Source organism: Modestobacter sp. KNN46-3 (assembly GCF_011039295.1).
In genome coordinates, this window is sequence record NZ_JAAKGN010000226.1 from 1 (window position 1) to 5,825 (window position 5,825).

The following is a 5,825-nucleotide window of genomic DNA, read 5'->3' on the forward strand; positions in this document are numbered from 1 at the left end:
CAACGCGCACGCCGTCCTCGGCCAGCGGCCGGGCCTCGGTGGCCACCTGGTCGAGGACGTCGGTGAGGTCGTCGGGCACGTCATCGGGGGTGGTGGACACCCTCGGACGGTGTCACGGCGCGCCCGGCCGGGCTGGTTGAGTGGGTCCGTGCTGCGCATCGGTCCCCTGGACGTCCCGGACGGCGGGCTGGTCGTGATGGCGATCGTCAACCGCACCCCGGACTCGTTCTACGACGGTGGCGCGACCTTCGCGCTGGAGGCCGCGCTGGCCCGGGTCGAGCGGGTGGTCGCCGAGGGCGCGGACATGGTGGACGTCGGCGGGGTGAAGGCGGCCCCGGGCGCGGAGGTGGACCCGGCCGAGGAGATCCGCCGGACCGTGGACCTGGTCGCAGCCATCCGTGCGGCGCACCCGCAGCTGCCCATCTCGATCGACACCTGGCGGGCCGAGGTCGGCCGGGAGGCGCTGGCCGCCGGCGCCGACGTGGTCAACGACGCCTGGGGCGGGGTCGACCCGGAGCTGGCACACGTCGCCGCCGAGGCGGGGGCGGGGATCGTCTGCACCCACGCCGGCGGCCTCCCGCCCCGCACCCGGCCGCACCGGGTGACCTACGACGACGTCGTGGCCGACATCGTGCGGCGGACGACGGCGGTCGCCGAGGCCGCGGTGGCCGCGGGTGTGGACCCCGAGCGGGTGCTCATCGACCCCGGGCACGACTTCGGCAAGAACACCCGGCACTCGCTGGAGGCGACCCGGCGGCTGGACGAGCTGGTCGCGACCGGCTGGCCGGTGCTGGTGGCGCTGTCGAACAAGGACTTCGTCGGGGAGACCCTCGACCTGCCGGTGGACCAGCGGCTGACCGGAACGCTGGCGGCGACCGCGGTCAGCGCGTGGCTGGGGGCCCGGGTGTTCCGGGTGCACGACGTCGCCGCGACCCGGCAGACGCTGGACATGGTGGCCTCCATCCGCGGCGACCGGCCACCGGCCCGCACCACCCGCGGCCTCGCCTGAGGCCCCGCCCCCGGGATCAGGTGACCTGATCCCGGGGGGACCCACCCCGCGGCCGGCCGTCGGGTAGGTGCCCACACGGTGGGGCAGGACGGTGGCAGAGCTAGGTTGCCCGGCATGGCCGCCACCGGGTTCCACACCGCCGACGAGCTCAACGACCTGCTGCCGGGCACCTTCCCGGGGTTGCTCGGCATCGTCGTCGACACCCACGAACCAGGCCGGCTGACCTCCCACCTGGACGTCCGGCCCGAGCTGCTGGCGCCCAACGGCTACCTGCACGCCGGCACCGTGGTCACCCTCGCCGACACTAGCTGCGGCCTGCCCACCCGGGCACTGCTGCCCGAAGGGTCCAGCGGCTTCACCACCATCGAGCTGAAGAGCAACCACCTGAGCACCGCCCGGGAGGGCCGCATCTCCGCCGTCGCCACCAACGTCCACGCCGGCCGGACGACGCAGGTCTGGGACGCCGTGGTCACCGCCGAGGCCACCGGGAAGACGCTGGCGCTGTTCCGCTGCACCCAGTCGGTGCTCTGGCCCCGCTGACCCCGCGGAGCTACCGGCGGGTAGCCCGGGTGTGGCGCGCGACACGCCGAGTGTGAGACTGGCGTCACCGCACCTGAGTCGAGGAGGACCCCGTGGCGTTCGCCAGTCGCTATCCCGATGTCGAGATCCCCGAGCTGTCGGTACCGCAGTTCGTGCTGGCCGGAGTCGCAGAGCGGGCGGACCGCCCGGCGCTGATCGACGGCCTCTCCGGCGAGACGATCACCCACGGTGAGCTCGCCTTCTACGTCGAGCGGGTCGCCGCCGCGCTGCACGCCCGGGGCCTGCGCAAGGGCGACGTCGTCGCCGTCTTCAGCCCGAACACCATCTGGTACCCGGTGGTCTTCCACGGCATCGCCGCGGCCGGCTGCGTGATCAGCCCGGTCAACGCGCTGTACACGCCGGAGGAGATCGCCTTCCAGCTGAAGGACTCCGGCGCCAAGGTGCTGGTCACCGTCTCGCCGTTCCTGGACCGTGCGCTGGCCGCGGTGGAGAAGTCGCCCGTCGACGAGGTCATCGTGATGGACGGCGCCGAGGGCCACACCTCGCTGCGCGACCTGATCACCGCCGACGCCCCCGCCGTCCAGGTCGACATCGACCCGGCGAACGACCTGATCACGCTCCCGTACTCCAGCGGCACCACCGGGCTGCCCAAGGGCGTCATGCTCACCCACCGCAACCTGGTGGCCAACGTCAGCCAGTCCCGCCCGCTGGCCGGCGTCGACGAGGGCAACGAGCGGATCATCGCCGTCCTGCCGTTCTTCCACATCTACGGCCTGACCGTGCTGATGAACCAGGGCCTGCAGTGGGGCGGCGCCGTCGTCACCCTGCCGCGGTTCGACCTGGAGCAGTTCCTCCGCACCATCCAGGACCAGAAGATCACCCGGGCCTTCGTGGCCCCGCCGATCGTGCTCGCGCTGGCCAAGCACCCGATGGTCGACCAGTTCGACCTGTCCTCGCTGCGCAGCGTCACCTCCGGCGCCGCCCCGCTGGACGAGTCGCTGGCCCAGGCCGCCCAGGACCGGCTCCGCAAGGGCGCCGCCGAGGGCACCGCCGTGGGCCAGGGCTACGGCATGACCGAGCTCTCCCCCGTCTCGCACACCACCCCCGAGGCCGGGCTCGAGCCGGCCGGTGCCGGCGAGACCCCCAAGGGCACGGTCGGCTACGCGCTGCCCAACACCGAGTGCCGGCTCATCGACCCGGCCACCGGTTCCGACGCCGCCCCCGGCGAGCGCGGTGAGCTGTGGGTGCGCGGGCCGCAGGTGATGAAGGGCTACCTGAACAACCCGCAGGCCACCGCCGAGACGCTGGACGACGAGGGCTGGCTGCACACCGGTGACGTGGCGATCGTCGACGACGAGGGCCGCTACACCGTGGTCGACCGGGTCAAGGAGCTGATCAAGTACAAGGGCTACCAGGTGGCGCCGGCCGAGCTGGAGGCCGTGCTGCTGAACAACCCGCAGATCGCCGACGCCGCGGTGATCGGGGTGCTGGACAAGGAGAGCGGCGAGGAGCTGCCCAAGGCCTTCGTCGTCCGCGCCCCCGGCTCGGAGATCAGCGAGGACGACGTCAAGGCCTACATGGCCGAGCACGTCGCCCCGCACAAGAAGATCCGCTTGGTCGAGTTCATCGACCAGGTGCCCAAGTCGATGGCCGGCAAGATCCTCCGCAAGGACCTCAAGAACCGCTGAGGCTCACGCCCCGCGACGATCATGGAGCCAGCGGGGCGACACGCCGCTGGGCGCGGCGTGTCGCCACCGGCACCCCATGATCGTCGCGGTGGCCGGTGGTCCTACCGGCCCCCGCACAGGGGCCCGCTGCGAGCTTGCGAGGAGCGGGGAGCACGGGGGTCCTTCTAGGGTCGGGGGCATGCGTGCGGTGACGATCAGCTCCCCCGGCGGCCCCGAGGTGCTCGGCTGGGGTGAGGTGCCCGACCCGGTCTGTGGGCCCGGCGAGGTGCTGGTCGACGTGGCCGCCACGGCGGTGAACCGCGCCGACACGCTGCAGCGCCAGGGGCACTACCCGCCGCCGCCGGGCGCCAGCGAGGTGCTCGGCCTGGAGTGCAGTGGCGTGATCAGCGAGGTCGGCACCGAGGTGACCGGCTGGTCGGTGGGCGACGAGGTGTGCGCGCTGCTGTCCGGCGGCGGCTACGCCGAGCGGGTCGCCGTCCCGGCCGGGCAGCTGCTCCCCCGGCCGGCCGGCGTCGAGCTGGCCACCGCCGCGGCGCTGCCCGAGGTCGTGTGCACGGTCTGGTCGAACGTCTTCATGCTCGCCGGGCTGCGGGCCGGCGAGGTGTTCCTGGTGCACGGCGGCTCCAGCGGCATCGGCACGATGGCGATCCAGCTGGCCAAGCGCGCCGGCGCCCGGGTGGCGACGACGGCCGGCAGCGCCGAGAAGCTGGCCTTCTGCCGCGAGCTGGGCGCCGAGATCGGCGTGGACCACCGCGAGCAGGACTTCGTCGAGGTGGTGCGGGAGGCCACCGACGGGCACGGGGCGGACGTCGTCCTGGACATCATCGGGGCCAAGTACCTGGCCCGGAACCTCGACGTGCTGGCCACCGGCGGCCGGCTGGTGGGCATCGGCATGCAGGGCGGCACGAAGGCCGAGATCGACCTCGGCAAGCTGATGCGCAAGCGCGGGTCGGTGCACGCGACCACGCTGCGCTCGCGGCCGGCGACCGGGCCCGGCGGCAAGGCCGAGATCGTGGCGGCGGTGCGGCACGACGTGTGGCCCGACGTCGAGCGGGGCGTCGTCCGGCCGATCGTGGACCGGCGGCTGCCGATGTCCCGGGCCGGCGAGGCGCACGCCCTGCTGGAGTCCAGCACCCACATCGGCAAGGTGCTGCTCGTCCCCGACCCCTGACGGCTACCGCAGGTCGGCGACGGCGTCGACGAGGCGGTCGACCTCCTCGACGGTGTTGTAGTGCATCAGGCCCAGCCGCACGGCGCCGCCGGTCTCGTTGACCCCGATCGCGTCGAACAGCTCGCGGGAGTAGAAGTCGCCGTCCCAGGCGCAGACGCCGCTCCGGGCCAGCTCGGTGGCCGCCTGCCGGGGCCGCAGCCGGTCGACGGTGAAGGACAGCGTCGGCGTGGTCCACGCCGGGTCGCCCAGCACCTGCACGTGCGCCATCGACCGCAGCGCCCCGTCCAGCCGGGTGAACAGCTGCTCCTCGTAGCGGCTCACCGCGGCCATCGAGGTGCGCAGCCGCTCCCGCCGGGTGCCGGTGGCCTCGAGGCAGAGGGCCGCCAGGTGGTCCACCGAGGCGGCCACGCCGGCGTAGAGCTCGAACGGCGGCGCGCCCGTCTCGAACCGGTCGGGCACCCGCTCCGACGCGGGCAGCAGCTTGTCCGGCCACAGCTCCTCGAGCAGCCCGGGGTGGGCGACCAGCGCGCCGACGTGCGGACCGCACCACTTGTAGGCCGACAGCAGGAGGAAGTCCGCCCCCAGCTCCTCGACGTCCAGCGGGGCGTGCGGTGCGGCGTGCGCGGCGTCGACGACGACCAGCGCCCCGACCCGGTGCGCGCGCTCGGCGATCGAGGCGACGTCGGGGCGGGTGCCGATGGCGCTGCTGGCCGCGGTGACGGCGACCAGCCGGGTGCGGTCGGTGACCAGCTCGTCGTACTGCCAGTCCGGCAGCTCCCCGGTCTCGATGTCCACCTCGGCCCACCGCACGGCCAGGCCGAGCTCGTCGGCGACCTGCAGCCACGGGCGGATGTTGGCGTCGTGGTCCAGCCGGCTGACCACGATCTCGTCGCCGCGGCGCCAGTGCTTGGCCAGCGCCCGGGCGACGGCGTAGGTGAGCGTGGTCATGTTCGGCCCAAGGACGACCCCGCCGGGTGCGCCGCCCACCAGGTCGGCGACCGCGGACCGCGCGCCGGCGACCAGCTGCTCCGCCCGGGCGGAGGAGGCGAAGACACCGCCCCGGCCGGCGATCGGCACCCGCATGGCCTGGGAGACGGCGCGCACCACGCTCTCCGGCACCAGCGCGCCCCCCGGCCCGTCGGCGTGCACCAGGCCGTCGGACAGCCCCGGGAACAGGCCCCGGACACGGGCCACGTCCAGCTGGCCCTCCCCCGACGACATGCGGGGAGCGTAGTCAGTCGGCCGGCCGCGCCGGACCGGTGCGGCCCCTCGACGGGCAGGCCGGCAGCGCCGGGGGAGGATGGGGGCATGACAGCACCAGGCACCGGTGAGCCAGGCCGCCAGCAGGTCCTCGTCGTGGGGCCGGACGGGCAGCCGGTCGGCGGCATGCACCTGCCGGAGGGCGACGAGGGCGGCA

5 protein-coding genes are annotated in these 5,825 nt (G+C 74.1%); 4 read left to right on the forward strand and 1 reads right to left on the reverse strand.

Annotated features, from left to right (window positions below; all coding sequences use genetic code 11):
- Window positions 1-148 precede the first annotated feature (148 nt).
- The 4 genes from folP (at window position 149) to G5C62_RS25190 (ending at window position 4,408) form a co-directional block, all read left to right on the forward strand.
- Window positions 149-1,009 (forward strand): dihydropteroate synthase, encoded by an 861-nt coding sequence (gene folP / locus G5C62_RS25175; RefSeq protein WP_206330857.1) that lies wholly within the window; start codon window positions 149-151, stop codon window positions 1,007-1,009.
- 114 nt (window positions 1,010-1,123) lie between these two features.
- Entirely contained in the window at window positions 1,124-1,549 is a 426-nt protein-coding gene (locus G5C62_RS25180) for a PaaI family thioesterase (protein WP_036339350.1), read from the forward strand.
- A gap of 92 nt (window positions 1,550-1,641) precedes the next feature.
- Window positions 1,642-3,237, forward strand: a complete 1,596-nt coding sequence (locus tag G5C62_RS25185) for a 4-coumarate--CoA ligase family protein (protein WP_164703168.1) — start codon at window positions 1,642-1,644, stop codon at window positions 3,235-3,237.
- 178 nt (window positions 3,238-3,415) lie between these two features.
- The gene (locus G5C62_RS25190) at window positions 3,416-4,408 is read left to right on the forward strand and encodes an NAD(P)H-quinone oxidoreductase (RefSeq protein ID WP_164703169.1); all 993 of its coding nucleotides are present in this window, start codon (window positions 3,416-3,418) and stop codon (window positions 4,406-4,408) included.
- Between the two features lie 3 nt (window positions 4,409-4,411).
- Here G5C62_RS25190 and G5C62_RS25195 read toward each other — a convergent pair whose 3' ends face one another.
- Window positions 4,412-5,629, reverse strand: a complete 1,218-nt coding sequence (locus tag G5C62_RS25195; RefSeq protein ID WP_164703170.1) for a cysteine desulfurase-like protein — start codon at window positions 5,627-5,629, stop codon at window positions 4,412-4,414.
- Window positions 5,630-5,825 lie beyond the last annotated feature (196 nt).

Coding starts and splice junctions, on each gene's coding strand:
- G5C62_RS25180 (WP_036339350.1), top strand. CDS start 1,124: ATGGCCGCCACCGGGTTCCACACCGCCGACGAGCTCAACGACCTGCTG.
- G5C62_RS25190 (WP_164703169.1), top strand. CDS start 3,416: ATGCGTGCGGTGACGATCAGCTCCCCCGGCGGCCCCGAGGTGCTCGGC.
- G5C62_RS25195 (WP_164703170.1), bottom strand. CDS start 5,629: ATGTCGTCGGGGGAGGGCCAGCTGGACGTGGCCCGTGTCCGGGGCCTG.